The organism is Pseudarthrobacter sp. NIBRBAC000502770, from assembly GCF_006517815.1.
In the GTDB taxonomy this organism is placed as follows: Bacteria; Actinomycetota; Actinomycetes; order Actinomycetales; family Micrococcaceae; genus Arthrobacter; species Arthrobacter niigatensis.
This window is the reverse complement of record NZ_CP041198.1, coordinates 119,689-133,469: the sequence shown is the minus strand read 5'-3', so window position 1 is coordinate 133,469 and position 13,781 is coordinate 119,689. Positions and strand designations below refer to the sequence as shown.

General features: G+C 68.3%; 12 protein-coding genes and 1 riboswitch. Of the genes, 5 read left to right on the top strand and 7 right to left on the bottom strand.

The features are described 5' to 3' along the window. Window positions 1-86: 86 nt before the first annotated feature. The 4 genes from NIBR502770_RS01075 (at window position 87) to NIBR502770_RS21085 (ending at window position 6,801) form a co-directional block, all read left to right on the top strand. Window positions 87-1,481, top strand: a complete 1,395-nt coding sequence (locus NIBR502770_RS01075) for a bifunctional glycosyltransferase family 2/GtrA family protein (RefSeq protein WP_246857348.1) — start codon at window positions 87-89, stop codon at window positions 1,479-1,481. Then, a complete protein-coding gene (locus NIBR502770_RS01070) occupies window positions 1,478-3,571 on the top strand; it encodes a glycosyltransferase family 39 protein (RefSeq protein WP_141180754.1) in 2,094 nt (697 codons plus the stop codon). The genes NIBR502770_RS01075 and NIBR502770_RS01070 overlap by 4 nt, the downstream gene beginning before the upstream one ends. Window positions 3,572-3,577: 6 nt before the next feature. Continuing rightward, window positions 3,578-5,731, top strand: a complete 2,154-nt coding sequence (locus tag NIBR502770_RS01065) for a glycosyltransferase family 39 protein (RefSeq protein WP_141180753.1) — start codon at window positions 3,578-3,580, stop codon at window positions 5,729-5,731. Between the two features lie 199 nt (window positions 5,732-5,930). Continuing rightward, window positions 5,931-6,094: riboswitch (cyclic di-AMP (ydaO/yuaA leader) on the top strand. A gap of 5 nt (window positions 6,095-6,099) precedes the next feature. Then, window positions 6,100-6,801, top strand: coding sequence for a hypothetical protein (locus NIBR502770_RS21085; RefSeq protein WP_168223100.1), 702 nt, complete (start codon window positions 6,100-6,102; stop codon window positions 6,799-6,801). A gap of 175 nt (window positions 6,802-6,976) precedes the next feature. Here NIBR502770_RS21085 and NIBR502770_RS01050 read toward each other — a convergent pair whose 3' ends face one another. From NIBR502770_RS01050 to NIBR502770_RS01040, 3 genes are all read right to left on the bottom strand, one after another. Next, complete coding sequence (locus tag NIBR502770_RS01050) at window positions 6,977-7,381, bottom strand: VOC family protein (protein WP_141158138.1); 405 nt, start codon at window positions 7,379-7,381, stop codon at window positions 6,977-6,979. Between the two features lie 103 nt (window positions 7,382-7,484). After that, complete coding sequence (gene upp / locus NIBR502770_RS01045; RefSeq protein ID WP_141180751.1) at window positions 7,485-8,120, bottom strand: uracil phosphoribosyltransferase; 636 nt, start codon at window positions 8,118-8,120, stop codon at window positions 7,485-7,487. Between the two features lie 12 nt (window positions 8,121-8,132). Continuing rightward, window positions 8,133-8,957, bottom strand: coding sequence for a phosphatase PAP2 family protein (locus tag NIBR502770_RS01040; RefSeq protein WP_246857347.1), 825 nt, complete (start codon window positions 8,955-8,957; stop codon window positions 8,133-8,135). Between the two features lie 55 nt (window positions 8,958-9,012). Here NIBR502770_RS01040 and NIBR502770_RS01035 point away from each other — a divergent pair, with 55 nt between their 5' ends. Next, on the top strand, window positions 9,013-9,528 hold the full coding sequence (locus NIBR502770_RS01035; RefSeq protein ID WP_141180750.1) for a nucleoside deaminase: 516 nt from the start codon (window positions 9,013-9,015) through the stop codon (window positions 9,526-9,528). Window positions 9,529-9,568: 40 nt separating this feature from the next. On the opposite strand, the gene NIBR502770_RS01030 is transcribed toward NIBR502770_RS01035, so the two are convergent. The 4 genes from NIBR502770_RS01030 to NIBR502770_RS01015 form a co-directional block, all read right to left on the bottom strand. Further along, window positions 9,569-10,651, bottom strand: coding sequence for a glycosyltransferase family 4 protein (locus NIBR502770_RS01030; protein ID WP_141183262.1), 1,083 nt, complete (start codon window positions 10,649-10,651; stop codon window positions 9,569-9,571). A gap of 2 nt (window positions 10,652-10,653) precedes the next feature. Next, window positions 10,654-11,049 carry a 6-carboxytetrahydropterin synthase gene (locus tag NIBR502770_RS01025; RefSeq protein ID WP_141158141.1) on the bottom strand — a complete coding sequence of 132 codons (396 nt, stop codon included), beginning with the start codon at window positions 11,047-11,049 and terminating at the stop codon, window positions 10,654-10,656. Between the two features lie 3 nt (window positions 11,050-11,052). Beyond that, on the bottom strand, window positions 11,053-12,081 hold the full coding sequence (locus tag NIBR502770_RS01020; protein WP_141180749.1) for a zinc-binding alcohol dehydrogenase: 1,029 nt from the start codon (window positions 12,079-12,081) through the stop codon (window positions 11,053-11,055). A 69-nt stretch (window positions 12,082-12,150) separates the two neighbouring features. Beyond that, window positions 12,151-13,710, bottom strand: a complete 1,560-nt coding sequence (locus tag NIBR502770_RS01015; RefSeq protein WP_141180748.1) for an HNH endonuclease signature motif containing protein — start codon at window positions 13,708-13,710, stop codon at window positions 12,151-12,153. Window positions 13,711-13,781: the final 71 nt, after the last annotated feature.

Here is a 13,781-nt window from a genome sequence, read left to right as displayed (position 1 = left end):
CCGGCGTCCCACCTCGGGCTGACTTACACAGGCACGTCACAGGTTGCGCCTAAAGCCCACAAATAAGGCGGCGCCACTGTTGATGCATGACGCTCACCGACTCCACTTCAGGAACCCTGCAGGACGCCGCGGTAGCGCCGCCGGGCCTTCCTTCCGGGGGACGTGCCGTACGGCGCGCCCCCGTTGACACGCGCACCGCCGTCCCCGTCCTTGATGTCACCATCCCCGTCTTCAACGAGGAGCGTGACCTTGAGGAATGCCTCCGCAGGCTCCACGGGCACCTGCTGGATACCTTCCCGCACACTTTCCGGATCACCGTGGCGGACAACGCCAGCACGGACGGAACCCTGAAGATCGCCGAACGGCTGGCCCGCGAGTTCCCGGAGGTCACGGTGGTCCACCTGGATGAGAAGGGCCGCGGGAATGCACTGCGGAAAGTGTGGCTGGCTTCCCCATCCCCGGTCCTGGCCTACATGGACGTGGACCTTTCCACCGACCTTGCAGCGCTGCCCCCCTTGCTGGCACCCCTGATTTCCGGGCACTCGGACCTGGCAATCGGCACCCGCCTGACCCGCAACTCCCGCGTTGTCCGCGGGCCAAAGCGGGAGTTCATCTCGCGCGGCTACAACCTGATGCTCCATTCACTGATGGCTGCCCGGTTCAGTGATGCCCAGTGCGGGTTCAAGGCCATCCGGGCCGACGTCGCCCAGCAGATCCTCCCCTACACGGTGGACAACTCGTGGTTCTTCGACACCGAGTTGCTGGTCCTGGCCGAACGTTGCGGCCTGCGCGTCCATGAAGTCCCCGTGGACTGGGTTGACGACCCGGATTCGAGCGTTGACGTGGTCCGCACGGCGCTGGCCGACATCCGTGGGATGGCACGGCTCACCCGCGACCTGGTCTACGGCCGGATCCCGGTCCCGGAACTGCGCGCAGCCCTGGCGCGGGGGCCGCTGCCCGCGTCGTCGCGGGCCGACGAACAGACCCGCCGCGGCAGCCTCTTCGGCCAGCTGGTCCGTTTCGCCGCCATCGGTGCCGCCTCAACGCTTGCCTACCTGCTGATCTTCCTGTTCTGCCGAGGCTTCATGGATCCGCAGCTGGCAAACTTCCTGGCGCTGCTGGTCACCGCCGTGGCCAACACCGGAGCCAACCGGCGCTTCACGTTCGGCATCCAGGGCGGCAACCCGGTCCGGCACCATTTCGAGGGGCTCATCGTGTTCGGCATCGGCCTGGTGCTCACCTCCGGGGCGCTTGCCCTGGTGCACTGGACGACGACGCCTGACCGGTGGGCGGAAGTCCTCACCGTCCTGGCGGCGAACCTTGCGGCCACGGCTGTGCGGTTCCTGCTGTTCCGGCTCTGGGTGTTCCGGGAACGGACGCCGCGGACGCACACGGGCGGCACCACCATTGCGGCACAACAGCCCGTCGAAAACACCGAAGCCGGCACCCAGGCCCCCTCCACAGAAACGGCAGCATCATGACCTCCACTATTTCTCCCGCCGGCCACTCTGCCGGCACGCCGGCCCCTTCCCCCGTCCCGGACCTCCGGCGGGCATCCGGCGGGACCACGCCCCGCTGGCAGCGCTACGCCTTCGGGAACCAGGCACGCTGGGTGCGGCCTTCCGCAGCCGCGCTACTGCTGGCCACTGCCGTCCTGTACCTGTGGAACCTCGCAGCAACCGGCTACGGAAACTCGTTTTACGCCGCAGCCATCCAGGCCGGCACCAAGGACTGGACCGCCTTCCTCTTCGGCTCGCTCGACGCCGGCAACGCCATCACCGTTGATAAACCACCTGCGGCGCTATGGATCCCGGCCCTCGTGGGCCGTATCTTCGGATTCTCGTCACTCAGCATGCTGGTGCCTGAAGCGCTCATGGGCGTGGCCGCCGTCGGCTTCCTCTACCTTGCGGTCAAGAGGGTTTCCGGGCCTGCGGCAGGCCTGCTGGCAGGTGGGGCCCTGGCGCTGACGCCCGTGGCTGCGCTCATGTTCAAGTTCAACAACCCGGACGCCATGCTCACCTTGTGCCTGGTGCTGGCGGCTTACTTCACCACCCGGGCCATCGAGCGTGCGGGCTGGAAATGGCTGGTGGCGGCGGGCGCCGTGATTGGCCTGGCGTTCCTCACCAAAATGCTGCAGGGATTCCTGGTGGTACCGGCGCTGGCGCTGGCTTACCTGTGGGCGGCACCGGCCCCGGTGGGACGCCGGGTGGTGCACCTGCTGGGCGCACTCGGCGGCATCGTTGTGGTGGCCGGCAGCTACGTTGCCTTGTTCCAGCTGACGCCCGCCTCTGCCCGGCCGTACATGGCCGGGTCCACTACAAACAGCTTCCTCGAACTGACTTTCGGCTACAACGGGCTGGCCCGCATCACCGGTTCGGGTGAGGGGATGCCCGGCGGCGCCGCAGGAGGCGCAGCCGGCGGCCCAGGGGGCGGCTTCGGCGGAGGGAACGGAGGATTCGGCGGTGCCGCCGGCCTGCTCCGGATGTTCGGGACCAGCTTTGGCGGCGAGGTGTCGTGGCTGTTGCCCGCGGCGCTGGTCCTGCTGGTGGCCGGCCTGTGGTTCACGCGGCGTGAAGTGCGCACTTCACCGAGCCGCGCAGCGCTCATCCTGTGGGGCGGTTGGCTCCTGGTCACCGCCGGAGTCTTCAGCTTCATGAGCGGTATTGTCCACCCCTACTACTCCGTGGCGCTCGCCCCGGCGATCGCCGCCCTGATTGGCATCGGCGCCGTGGAACTTTGGCGCGGCCGTGCCTACTGGGCGGCGCGGATTGTGCTGGCCGTGACGGTCCTGGGCACCTCCATCTGGTCCGCCGTACTCCTGGGCCGGGATGCCGAGTGGCTCCCCTGGCTGCGCATCGCCGCGATCGTCCTTGGCGTCCTGGCAGCTGCCGGGATCCTCCTGCGCCTCGACGCACTGGGGGCGGGCGGACGGTTCCGGCGTGCAGGTACGGCCGCCGTCGTCGTCGTGTCCCTGCTGGCCGGCGGACTCGGCACAACTGCCTGGACCCTGGCCACCGCCGCTTCCGCGCACTCGGGCTCCATTCCGACGTCGGGGCCCGCGGGTTCGTCGGCAGGCGGCTTTGGGAACCGGGCCGCTGGCGCCCGCGGCGACCGCACGGACGCAGGCGCCGGAACTGACGGGGCAGCCTCCGGCAGTAACGGGTTCGACCCGGCGAACGGCTTTGACCCCACGACTGGAAATGGTGGTCCGGGCGGTGGCCCCGGCGGTGAAGGGACCACCGACGCCGCCGTGACCGCGCTGCTCTCCTCCACCACCACCAAATGGTCCGCCATCGTCTCGGGCGCCAGCCAGGCAGCCAGTCTGGAACTGGCCACCAACACCAACGTCATCGCGCTGGGCGGCTGGAACGGCGGGGATCCGTACCCCACGCTCGCCGAGTTTCAGGACATGGTGTCCAAGGGCGAGATCGGGTACTACATCCAGGGTGGCGGCATGGGCGGAGGCGGCATGGGCGGCCGCGGCGGCAACTCCGAGGTGGCCGCCTGGGTGCAGGCGAACTTCCAGGCGCAGACCGTGGGCAACTCCACCGTCTACCGCCTGGCGGAGTAGCACGCCATGGCCAGCCACTACCCGACCCCGCCGTTCTCAAGCACCGCGACCGGCGTTGAGCGTCCCTCCTGGGCACGGGCAGCCGGACCCCGGGCCGTAAGGGCCCGGGCTGCCGACGACGGGGGAACAACGTCCGCCGGGGACAGCGGGACAAAGTCCGTCCGGCCTCCGCGGAATCCCCAGGCCCTCCGGCGGCATCTGGAACTGGCGGCAGTACTGGCCGGAACGGCCGTGTTGTACCTGTGGAACCTCGGCGCATCAGGCTGGGCGAACGCGTTCTATTCCGCCGCGGCCCAGGCGGGATCGCAGGACCGGACTGCCTGGTTCTTCGGTTCCTCGGACGCTGCCAACTCCATCACGGTGGACAAGCCGCCGGCCTCGTTGTGGATCATGGGACTGTCCGTCCGGATCTTCGGATTGAACCCGTGGAGCATCCTGGTCCCGCAAGCGCTGATGGGGGTCGGGGCCGCCTGGCTGCTCCACCTTGCGGTGCGCCGAGCCGCGGTGCAGGCCACGGGTGACCACACCGTCGCCCACCGGGCCGGGTTGCTGGGCGCTGCCGTCCTCGCCCTCACGCCGGTTGCCACGCTGATGTTCAGGTTCAACAACCCTGACGCCCTGCTGGTGCTGCTCATGACTGCCGCCGGGTACGGGATCCTCCGTGCAATCCAGGAGGACCGGCTGCGCTGGCTCCTGCTGGCCGGCGTGTTCCTGGGCTTCGGCTTCCTGGCCAAGCAACTTCAGGTCCTGCTGGTGGTTCCCGGGTTCGCCCTGGCCTACATGGTTGCGGGGCCGGGCAGGCTGGGCCGGCGCCTCCTGCGGCTGGCCGCGGCAGGGGCGGCGATGGTTGTTTCCGCGGGCTGGTGGCTCGCGGCCGTCGAGCTGACGCCTGCCAGCATGCGGCCCTACATTGGCGGGTCGCAGGACAACTCCATCCTGGAACTCACCCTTGGCTACAACGGATTGGGGCGGCTGACGGGCGACGAAACGGGCAGCGTGGGCGGGGGCAACGGCTGGGGCGTCCCCGGCCTGTTCCGGATGTTCAACAGCGAGTTCGGTGGCCAAATAGCGTGGCTGCTGCCCTCCGCCCTGATCCTCGCGGCGGGCCTGCTGTGGGTGGGCCGACGGGCGCCGCGGACGGATCCGGTGCGTGCGTCGGTGGTGGCCTGGGGCTCGTGGGTCCTGGTGACGGGCCTGGTGTTCAGCTACATGGCCGGCATCATCCACCCCTACTACGCGGTGGCGCTGGCGCCCGGCATTGCGGCACTTACCGGCCTGGGCGCTGTTCTCCTGTGGCAGCACAGGCAGCAGCTGGCCGCTGCAATCCCGCTCGCGGCGGCGGTGGCAGCGGCAGCCCTGACGGCGTTCTCCCTGCTGGGCACCACCTCTGCCTACGGTCCGTGGCTGCGCTGGCTGGTGCTGGCGGCAGGGCTGGCCGCTTCCGCCGGAGTGGGCCTCAACCGGTTCCTGGGCCGCCGCTCCCTCCAGCGGACGACGGCGGTGCTGGCCGTTGCTGCGTCGCTCGCCGGGCCGCTTGCCTACTCCGTCTCCACGGCATCGGCGGCGCACAGCGGGGCAATCGTCAGCGCAGGCCCCACGTCAGGGTTCGGTGCGGGCCCGGGCGGTACGGGCCCGGGCGGAGCGCCCGGCGGCACCGGGGGCAACGGGAACGGATTTGGCACCGGTGGCACAGGCAGCACAGCCCAAGGCACGCAGGGACAGGGCACGCAGGGACAGGGCTTCCGGCAGCCAGGTACCCAAGGCGGCACAGGGTTTGCCGGGGGCCGCAGCGGAGGGATGGGCGGCCTCTTGGGTGCCCCGACGCCGTCGGCCGGGCTGGTCACCGCGCTCCGGGCGGGGGCCTCAAGCTACACCTGGGCTGCGGCCGTGGTGGGTTCGAACAACGCCGCCGGTTACCAGCTGGCAACCGAACTTCCAGTCATGGCGGTGGGCGGCTTCAACGGCACCGATCCCTCCCCCACGCTGGCGCAGTTCCAGGAGCTGGTGTCCCAGGGAAAGATCCATTTCTTCATCGCGGGCGGGACCATGCGTTCCACCAGCGGCTCGGATGCAGCAACGCAGATCGCTGAGTGGGTGGCCGCCAATTTCCAGTCGCAGAGCATCGGTGGCACCACGGTGTACGCCCTGGCAGGCCAGTAGCGAGGCAGTCCGGCCCGGACCGGAATTCCCCGGCGGGCTGGACTGCTTCCGTTTAGCGAATCCTCGGCGCGTGCGCCCGCAAACCGACGCGCGGAATCCGTGACTTCCGTTACCTAAATGTGACTTCTGCTTAATCTTCCTGTACCGTCGATTGGGTGCGGTTTCCGTTCGGGCCGCATATCCCGGGTTGACGCCAAGCTCTGCCGCTTCCCCGGATTCCGATTGAGCAACGGCAGAGGCGGGGGACCCACCGTCCCGGGCAATGACTGCCCTTGGGGTTAAGCCAGTACGTGATTTTCATTCCGTACGGCCGGATGCCCTCATCCGAACCCGACAGCTAACTCCGCAGGTGTGAGAGGCGATCAATCATGTCCAAAAACACGGCAGAATCATGCCTGCAGGCTAAACACAGGGCCAAACCGCAGGCCAAGAAGACCACCCTGGGCCAGCGCGCCGCCGTCCTTGCGGCATCGTGCGCGGTACTGGTGGGGGTAGGCGCGGCCGGACAGGCCACCAGCAGCATGACCCCGGCGTCGTCCACCCAGTCAAACACGGCAGCAGCCGACGCCCAAATGAGCATCGAGAAGAGCGAAATCCGCTCCAACCCGGTGGAGAGCCCCGCTCCCGCAGCCATCAGCGTTGCACCGCAGGCGGCTGAACCGGCTCCGGCAGCAGCGCCCGCGGCTCCCGCTCCGGCAGCAGCGTCCGCGGCTCCCGCACCGGCGGCACCTGCCCCCGAGCCTGCACCCGCCGTCGCAGTCAACGATCCCGCCGGAGCCCAGGCATACGCCGCCGGCCAGCTGGCCACATTCGGCTGGGGACCGGACCAGATGCAGTGCCTGCAGACCCTGTGGACCAAGGAATCCGACTGGACCACCACGGCAACCAATCCCAGCAGCGGGGCGTACGGAATCGTCCAGTCCCTCCCCGCCGAGAAGATGGCCAGCTCAGGCGCGGACTACCTCACCAACTACCGCACCCAGATCAACTGGGGCCTGGATTACATCAAGAAGAGCTACCAGTCCCCCTGCGGCGCACTGAACTTCCATCTGGCGCACAACTGGTACTAGGCACCATTTCCCTGCCGCGGCGCGTCGAAGCGGCACCTTCAGCTGAGCCTTTCCAGCATTGACGGCCGCCCCACGACGCGTCCCTGGCCCCGCCGTCGTTCGCCCTGGAGTGGGGCCCGGCAGGGAACTACCGCGCAGTGAGGGCCGCATCCCCGGGGTTGCGGCCCTCACTGGTTTAAGGTGCAGAGCTTGGCGCCGCGCCTGCCCCGGCGTTCCGCCACGGTATGCACTGGACAGACCACTTGTTGCCGTCCGGATCGGCGAAGTACACGAAGTGTCCCCAGTCCTGGACGTCCACGTCACTGACGTCCACACCGTTGGTTTTCAGGAAGTCATGCGCCGCGGTGATGTCGCTGACCACCAGTTGCAGGTTTGACCCGGTGCCGGGAGGTGCGTCCGTCAGCCCCTCGCCAATGCAGATGGAGCAGGCCGAACCTGGCGGCGTCAGCTGCACGAAACGGAGGTCGTCCGAGGGCCGCTCATCGTAGTCGGCGTTGAAGCCCACCTTGTTGACGTAGAAGTCCTTGGCGCGGTCAACGTCGGAGACAGGGACAAAGACAAGTTCGAGTTTCCAGTCCATCCGCACAGGCTAGCGGCGGGGCACCGGTCCGAAAAGGCCCAGCGCAAAAAGAAAGCCGTCTAAGAAGTCCTTCCCCGACAGGTCCCGTCCGGACGGCGGGAGGCTACCCGGCGATGCCGTAGAGGCGGTCGCCGGCATCGCCCAGCCCGGGAACGATGTAGGACTTCTCGTTGAGCTTCTCATCGATGGAGGCCAGGACGATGTGCACGTTTGCGTCGCCCAGTTCCTCCTCCAGCTTGGCCAGGCCCTCCGGAGCCGCCAGCAGGCAGATGCAGGTGACGTCCGAAGCGCCCCGCTTGAACAGGAACTTGATGGCCTCGCGCAGGGTGCCGCCGGTGGCCAGCATGGGGTCCAGGACGAACACCTGGCGGCCGGTCAGGTCCTCGGGGAGGCGCTCGGCGTAGGTGATGATGTCCAGCGTTTCCTCGTCCCGGGCCATGCCCAGGAAGCCCACCTCGGCGGTGGGGACCAGTTTGGTCATGCCCTCCAGCATGCCCAGGCCCGCCCGGAGGATGGGGACCACCAGCGGTGTGGGCTTGGTGAACGCCGTACCGATGGTGGTGCTGATAGGCGTTTCGATGGTGACGGGCTCGGTGCGGACCTCCCGCGTGGCTTCGTAGGCCAGCAGCGTCACCAGCTCTTCCGTCAGCTGCCGGAAGACAGGCGACGGCGTGTTCTTGTCCCGCAGGACGGTGAGCTTGTGGGCGACCAGGGGGTGGTCAACAACGAGAGTACGCATCCCCCAAAACTATCATCCGGCGGTGTCCTTGTTGTGGCCTCCGTGGGCGTGCCCACTGCCGCCGTCGCCCCCATGGTGCGCTTCCTCGGCCACCACGTCGCGGACGATTGGACGGTCGAACGACGGCGCCGCACCGGCGTGCTCCCGCCTGCGGACCAGGTGGAACAACCTGTGCGCCAGAATGACCACGCCCACCCACGTCAGGCCGAGCAGCCACCCGGCCATGACATCGGTCAGCCAGTGGTGGCCAAGGAAGACGCGGCTCAGCCCCATGGCGATGATGAACAGCGTGCCGCCCGTGATGGCCGAGACGCGAACCACCGTGGCCTGGAACTGGAGGCAGATCAGGTACACCACCAGGCTGATCACCACGGTGGTATTCAGGGTGTGGCCACTGGGGAATGACGGTGAATCCTCGTATGGGGGCACCGCGTCCGCGTGGTCCGGGCGGGTGCGGCCCACCAGTTTCTTGCCGAACGTCGTGGCCATGATGGAGACGGCCGCTGCGCCGCCAACCAGGATGAGGGGCCGCCAGTTCCGGCTGAGGAAGGTCAGCCAGGCGGTGAGGATGCTGGCGAGGATGGGCATTCCGATTCCGCCGCCGATATTGGTGAAGCCGGTAACGAACGCATCGAGGCCGGGGCTGCGCAAGCTCTCCGACAGGGCCAGGGCCGGCTTGTCCAGGTTGGCCAGGCCCGCGGAATCCACCACATTGTCGTACACCTCGGCGCCAAGCAAGGCCAGGGATACGATGATCGCACCGCCCACGAGGATGGTGAGGACCAGCGCCGCATAGGGCTTGAACCAAAGACCTAGGCGATCCCGAAGAGTGTCCATGGTGCCTCCCGGCGTCGGTAAGTAACCTGAGTATCCCCGAAACTATCATTGAGCCATGCCGTTGCCCGAAAAGAAACATCATGCCTGGATGGGCCTTGCGTTGGCGGAAGCGCGCCGGGCACTCGCCACGGAGGATGTTCCCATCGGCGCCGTGGTGCTGGGGCCCGACGGCGGGGTCCTGGGTTCCGGCCGGAACCAGCGGGAGGAACTGGGCGACCCCACGGCCCACGCCGAGGTGGTGGCCATCCGGGAAGCGGCGGCCCGGCTGCAGGAACGGGCAAGGCTCGGCGGCGGCAGCGGCGACGGCTGGCGGTTGTCTGATTGCACGCTGGTGGTCACGCTGGAACCCTGCGCCATGTGCGCCGGCGCGATCGTCCTGGCCCGGATCCCGCGGGTGGTGTTCGGGGCCTGGGACGAAAAGGCCGGCGCTGCCGGTTCGGTGTTCGACATCCTCCGCGAACGGCGGCTCAACCACTGGGTTGAAGTGTACCCGGGCGTCCGCGAGGAAGAGTGCGCCCTACTGTTGCGGGAGTTTTTCGCGGGACACCGGAGTATCAGCCCGCAGCCGTAGAAGGCCACAGCCCTGGTCCGCAGTCGGCCCGGTCCCGCTGTCAGTCCCGGGCCCCCAGCAGGGCCAGCACTTCCCGGGCGGTACTGCTCCAGCCCGGCAGCATCGTCCGCGCCTCCAGCGCTGCTGCGCGCCAGCTTTCGCGGAGAGCGGCGTCCCCAAGCCACCGCCGCAGGACCCCTGCCAGCAGTCCGGGACTTTCCTGTCCCCCGGCCGGCAGCCGCAGCACTGCCCCGGGAAGGCGGGGGCCGCCGTCGGCCGCTGTTAATTCTGCCAGGCCCAGGGCCTCCACTGCCCCTGTCCCTTCCCGGACAACGACGGGGATGCCGTGGGCCAGGGACTCGGTGACCACCATTCCGAATGCCTCCGCCCGGGACAGCAACAGGCTGAGGTCGGTCCGCGCCCATTCAGCTTCCAGTGTTTCACCGGTCAGCTCGCCGGTGAGCCGGACCCGTTCCTGCAATCCGTGGGCGAGGACGGCGGCCCGGATTTCCTGCGCGTAGGCTTGGTCGGCGCGGTCGGATCCCACCAGGGACGCCGTCCATGGCAGGTCCTGGATTTGGGCGAGTGCTTCCACGGCCAGCAGCTGGTCCTTGTTGGGCAGCAAGGCGGCCACCAGGGCCAGGTGCGGGGGCGTTGAACCGCAGGCCTGGGCTGCCGGGACAACTCCGGGCAGGACAACCCGCGCTTGCGGGAGCCCCCGTTTGCGGAGCTCGTTTGCCGCCGACGTGCTGGTGCAGATGACGCCGGTTGCGGCGCGCAAAGCCCTGGCCTCACGTACAAGGGCCCGGCCGCCTGCATCTTCCGGCACAGGCATATGCACCAGGACCCAGGTTTGCCGGCCGGCCTTCGCAGCGAATTCCAGTTCGTCCGGAGCGCCGACGGCCACCAGTCCATCCACGATCGCCACAGGCTGCCCGGGATGTGTTTCCGGGTCCCACGCCCCGAGGAGGGCGCCCAACCGGCGTCGATCGTGTGCGCCGGCATCCGGCCAGCTGCCCTCCACGGCAATGACCTCAACCCCTGCACCCAAGGCCTGGAGGGCGGCAACCAGGCGCGCGTTGTAGACGTTGCCGCCCGAGCTGTGGCGGATGTTGCCGGGGACCAGCAGCCGGATGTGCCGCACGGTCAGGCGGTGAAGTCCAGGGAATAGGCGGCCCACGCGTCCGGATTCTCGCGCAGCGTGACGTCGAGGCCTGCGAGTTCGCGGCCGTCGTCGCTGTCCTTGATCCGGGTGGCGACTTTATTGGCAATGTACTCGGCCAGCGCCTCCGTGGTGCTGAGCTTGCCGTCGAAATCCGGGTGCTCGTCCAGGTTTTTGTAGTTCAGGTCGGCGAGTACTTCCTCGATGATGGTTCCGGCGGCACCGATATCCAGGACGATCGCATCATCGTTCAGGGCGCGGCGGCGGAAGGTCACCTCGGCCACGAAAGTGGCCCCATGGAGTCCCTGTGCAGGTCCGAAGGCTTTACGCGGAAGGCTGTGGGCGATCATGAAGTGGCGGCGGACGGTCAGGCTGAACATGGGTTACCTCAAGGTTTCGGAGTCGTGGGCAGCTGGGCTGGTGGCGGGGTATTCGACGACGTGGCACAAGGCTTCCAAGGTGCCGTCCGCCAGGCTTTGGACGACGCCGGGCAGGTCTTCGAACCGGGACGAACCTGTCAGGAATGCGTCGAAGACGGGGTCCTTGAGCAGCGACACTGCCAGGTCCAGGCGGTCGGCATTGGTGCGGCGGTGGCGCCGGGCGCGTGCCACGGCACCAACCTGGCTGGCCCTGATGGACAGGCGCCGGGCGTGGAAGTCCTCCCCCAGAGGCACAGTGACTACCCGGTTGGCGTACCAGGACATTTCGATCACGTCACCCTCATCGCCGACCAGCTGCAGGCTGCGTTCCAGTCCCTCCTGCGAAGCCGAGCAGTGGAACACGATGTCGCAGTCGGCGAGGGCTTCGTCGGGGTGTGCGAAGTCCACCCCGAGGGCGTCCGCGAGCTGCTTCCTCCCCGCGTCCAGGTCCACAAGCTGCAGGCGTTGCAGCGGGAAAGTGCGCAGGAGCGTGGCCACCATTCCGCCCACCAACCCGGCACCGACGACGGCGATCCTGTCCCCCAGCCTTGGCCCGGCTTCCCACAGGGCGTTGACCGCCGTTTCCACCGTTCCCGTGAGGACCGCCCGCCGGGAGGGAACGTCGTCGGGAATCCTGGTCAGGGACTCCACCGGGACAACGTAGAGGTCCTGGTGGGGGTTCAGGCAAAACACGCGCTGGCCCTTCCACCCTTCGGGCCCGTCCTCCACGACTCCCACCGACAAGTAGCCGAATTTCACGGGCCCGGGAAACTGGCCTTCCTGGTGCGGGGCCCGCATTTCCTCCGCGACCCGCGGTGGCACTGCCCCGGCATGGACCACCATTTCGGTGCCCTTGCTGATGCCGGAGTAGAGGGCACGGACCAGCGCTTCACCGGGTCCCGGGGCGGGCACGTCCTCGGCCCTGAGCTCGCCATGCTCCTTTGCAGTGGTCCAGTATGCGGTGGCGTGGATCGGAGTCTGTGAATTTGTCATCTTGCTGACGAATCTATCCGGACGCGCGTCGGCGGGGAAAGTCCGACGACGCGTGGCGGGTTGATCGCGTCAAGAGACAAGGTGCTTGAGGAGCGCTTCCTCGAGGACGCTTCGCTCTCTGGCGACGCGCAGTTCTTTAGGCACCATTTCTTCGTCTGTCATGTTTTGCCCACGTGACAGGTACCTTTCACCTTTAAAAAATCCAGAGGACCATCCCGGAGGCCATCGTGGTGGTTCCCAGTCTTGGTGTTCGCTTTGGTAGTGGCGGCCTGTGGGTGAGGTCCAGCCGGGTGGTTCGTTCTTGGTGGCGGGGGTGGGTTTCCAGCCCGTGGCGTGTCGGAGTTTGTGGTGCTTCGGGCAGGGCTGTCCCAGGTTGCTGATTCCGGTGGTGCCGCCCTTGGCCCAGGCGAGGATGTGATCGGCATCGTTGTCCAGGGAGTTGTTGCTGCACCCCGGGAACGGACACTTCCCGTCCCGCATCCGCAACCACGCCCGCATCGGACCTGTCACCCGGTAACTCGTCCGGCCGATCTCCAACGGGGCCCCGTCCCGCGGGTCCACCAACACCCGGTAAAACGACCCCGCCCCGGAGGCCACCAGCTCCCGTGCCATGGACGGCGGAATGGGACCGTAGCCGTCCAGCACCGCCGGCTCATCGACCAGGCCCAGCAGCGAGAACACCGGAACCGTCACCAGCACCTGCGCCCGGACCGGCGACGGCACACGGTCCCGGACAGCACCCACACCCCCGGTGGAGCTGCCACTCGCACCCTCGGTCAAACTGCCGCTGCCGCTTGCACGGGTGTCGCTGGCGCCGGTGCCGTTGGTGAGGATCGCGTCGGCGAAGGTGTCGGCCCGGAGCTGGGTCAGGGTCCTGCCCTCGCCGGGGCCCTGCAGGCCCCGGGCGGTCGCGGTGAGCCGGTTCCACCCCGCCAGGGCCTGGTCCGCGGGAAGGCACGCGGAGAGCCAGGCCATCCCGTCCTGGTCCGCCCGGAACTCCACCCGCCGCTCCGACACCCCCTTGGCGTGGCGTGCCTCGATGCTCTCGGCGTGGTGGCGTTCCCGCCAGGTCCGGGCCTTGGCCTTGAACCGGTGCGCCGGCAACGCACCCACCGGGCAGCCCCGCGCCGGGTCCGCGGCGCCCGGGTCCAGGAAATGGGCTTCCAACGCCGCCGCCCCCGCAGCATCCAGGCACGCCGTCTCGTCCGCCATCACCACCGCGTGGCCCCAGGAGATCACCCCGGCCTGCAACGCCGACAAGGTCAGCGGCAACAAGGCAGTCACCGCATAGGAAGCAGCCAGGAACGACGACGCGGCGCGCGGACCCAGGGCCAGCACGCACCCGATCTCCGCCGCGACCGCCATCTCCCGCGCACGCACCGGCACATCCGGCCCCGCAACCACGTCGGCGCTCTCCGCATACCCAACCGCAGCCCTGGCCTTCAGGCCAGCGAACCCGGCCTCCACCTCCCGGGCACCGGCCAGAATGTCCAGGCACCCAGCCGCCACACCAGCCAACGGATCAGCCGCAGAAAACGGCTCCAAACCAGCCCCGTCCACCTCAGCATTCAGCACAGCAAGGGCAGCCCGGATCTCCCCAAACGCCCTCACCACCGCCGATTTCCCCATAAACCCATCATGACAAGGGGGTACGACAATCAATACGGGGGCCGGAGCACTGGCTGGGTGTGCGCACGTTT

What these genes read in the sequence shown, in the direction of transcription:
- NIBR502770_RS01075 (WP_246857348.1), top strand. Translation starts at nt 87, where the DNA reads ATGACGCTCACCGACTCCACTTCAGGAACCCTGCAGGACGCCGCGGTA.
- NIBR502770_RS01070 (WP_141180754.1), top strand. Translation starts at nt 1,478, where the DNA reads ATGACCTCCACTATTTCTCCCGCCGGCCACTCTGCCGGCACGCCGGCC.
- NIBR502770_RS01065 (WP_141180753.1), top strand. Translation starts at nt 3,578, where the DNA reads ATGGCCAGCCACTACCCGACCCCGCCGTTCTCAAGCACCGCGACCGGC.
- NIBR502770_RS21085 (WP_168223100.1), top strand. Translation starts at nt 6,100, where the DNA reads ATGTCCAAAAACACGGCAGAATCATGCCTGCAGGCTAAACACAGGGCC.
- NIBR502770_RS01050 (WP_141158138.1), bottom strand. Translation starts at nt 7,381, where the DNA reads ATGGACTGGAAACTCGAACTTGTCTTTGTCCCTGTCTCCGACGTTGAC.
- upp (WP_141180751.1), bottom strand. Translation starts at nt 8,120, where the DNA reads ATGCGTACTCTCGTTGTTGACCACCCCCTGGTCGCCCACAAGCTCACC.
- NIBR502770_RS01040 (WP_246857347.1), bottom strand. Translation starts at nt 8,957, where the DNA reads ATGGACACTCTTCGGGATCGCCTAGGTCTTTGGTTCAAGCCCTATGCG.
- NIBR502770_RS01035 (WP_141180750.1), top strand. Translation starts at nt 9,013, where the DNA reads ATGCCGTTGCCCGAAAAGAAACATCATGCCTGGATGGGCCTTGCGTTG.
- NIBR502770_RS01025 (WP_141158141.1), bottom strand. Translation starts at nt 11,049, where the DNA reads ATGTTCAGCCTGACCGTCCGCCGCCACTTCATGATCGCCCACAGCCTT.
- NIBR502770_RS01020 (WP_141180749.1), bottom strand. Translation starts at nt 12,081, where the DNA reads ATGACAAATTCACAGACTCCGATCCACGCCACCGCATACTGGACCACT.
- NIBR502770_RS01015 (WP_141180748.1), bottom strand. Translation starts at nt 13,710, where the DNA reads ATGGGGAAATCGGCGGTGGTGAGGGCGTTTGGGGAGATCCGGGCTGCC.